Genomic DNA, 1,481 nt, shown 5'->3' with positions numbered 1-1,481 from the left:
CAAATTGGTTCAAATGCAAACGAAACAATTAACGTATCACTATCGAGTGTAGCGGCAGAAAAAATTGGTTCTAACCAAGTTGATTTACAAGGTGGTACTGATAACGAAGGTTTTGGTACTGCTACAGCTGCTGCGGCTTCTAACGCTGCGGCAAGTACAAATGCAGGCGGTACATATGATATCTCTGGACGTAATGACGCTAAAGTTACTATTGCTGCAACCGCTAGCGCAGAAGATACAGCTGCTGCAATTAACAGTGTAACGAGCTCTACAGGTGTTAGTGCGCAAGCTAGAACAGAGGCCACGGTAGTTGTTGGTGGTACTGCAACCGTTTCTGGCGAGACGGTTAGTTTTGAGCTTAACGACGAGAAGGTTTCATACGTAGCTACAGGTAATGCAGATGGCGACCAGCAAGCAATGGCTGAAGCTATTAATGGCGCAACTGATGAGCATGGTGTAACAGCGAGTATTGAAAACGGTGTATTATCAGTATCTAATAATACGGGTGCAGATATAACGTTAGAAGGCTATGCAACAGCAGATGCCGCTGGTGCTCCTGTAGCGAGCACACTTGCAGTTACAGCGTTGTCTTATGGCGGTGCTGAAGATGGTACTGCAGTTACTCTAACAAGTGGTGTGGCTGGTACTGCGACTGATTCAACACGAATTTCAGGTGGTATTCAATTAAACTCTTCAGAAACATTTAGTGTGAAAGCGTCTGATGATTCACTAGCTAGTGTAATTACAGAAACAACAAGTAAGCTAAAAGATGTTTCTGACGTTGATATTACAAGCCAGAAGGGCTCGCAAGATGCGCTAGCAATTATTGATAACGCAATTGCAAACATCGACTCACAACGAGCAAGTTTAGGTGCGGTTCAAAATCGTTTTGACCACACAATAAGTAACTTAGCGAATATTTCTGAGAACGTATCTGCATCACGTAGCCGAATTCAAGATACTGACTTTGCAACAGAAACTGCTGAGATGACTAAAAACCAAATCTTGCAACAAGCAGGTACATCAATCTTGTCGCAAGCAAATCAGTTACCGCAAACAGCACTTAGCCTACTAGGTTAATTGAAATAAGGTATTAGCTATCTCTTTAATTTAGCGAATACCTATAATAATTTTAAAAGGAGATGACTTTGGTCATCTCCTTTTTTATTTGGTTTTGATATTTTACCAATTGGCTTATATGGCTTTATTTAACGACAGATGATTGCATTATAACAAGGCTAAATATTTCGTTACCTAGCTGTTTTCGGCAGTTACCCTCATATTGTTCTGCACCCGTGCAGTCGTAATAAGAAATATTTAATGCAGTTCGTGTCATAGTTAACTCCTAGTAATAAACTAATCAACAAGTTAGAAATTTATTAACATGAATTTGTAATTATTTAAAAATAAAAGCTAAAGGTATTTCACTTCCTGCCGTTAACTTAATCAGTAAGGGGCTTGTACATAAATTTGTTACGGCT

At 39.8% G+C, this 1,481-nt stretch carries 2 protein-coding genes; one reads left to right on the top strand and one right to left on the bottom strand.

Going from position 1 to position 1,481, the window contains the following annotated elements:
• The first annotated feature begins 3 nt into the window (after positions 1-3).
• On the top strand, positions 4-1,080 hold the full coding sequence (locus I6E72_RS19815) for a flagellin (RefSeq protein WP_442960311.1): 1,077 nt from the start codon (positions 4-6) through the stop codon (positions 1,078-1,080).
• 124 nt (positions 1,081-1,204) lie between these two features.
• On the opposite strand, the gene I6E72_RS19875 is transcribed toward I6E72_RS19815, so the two are convergent.
• Entirely contained in the window at positions 1,205-1,336 is a 132-nt protein-coding gene (locus I6E72_RS19875; RefSeq protein WP_269435278.1) for a hypothetical protein, read from the bottom strand.
• Positions 1,337-1,481 lie beyond the last annotated feature (145 nt).

The organism is Pseudoalteromonas sp. NSLLW24 (assembly GCF_015864725.1).
Lineage (GTDB): Bacteria > Pseudomonadota > Gammaproteobacteria > Enterobacterales > Alteromonadaceae > Pseudoalteromonas > Pseudoalteromonas arctica.
This window is presented reverse-complemented; position numbering and strand designations above follow the sequence as displayed.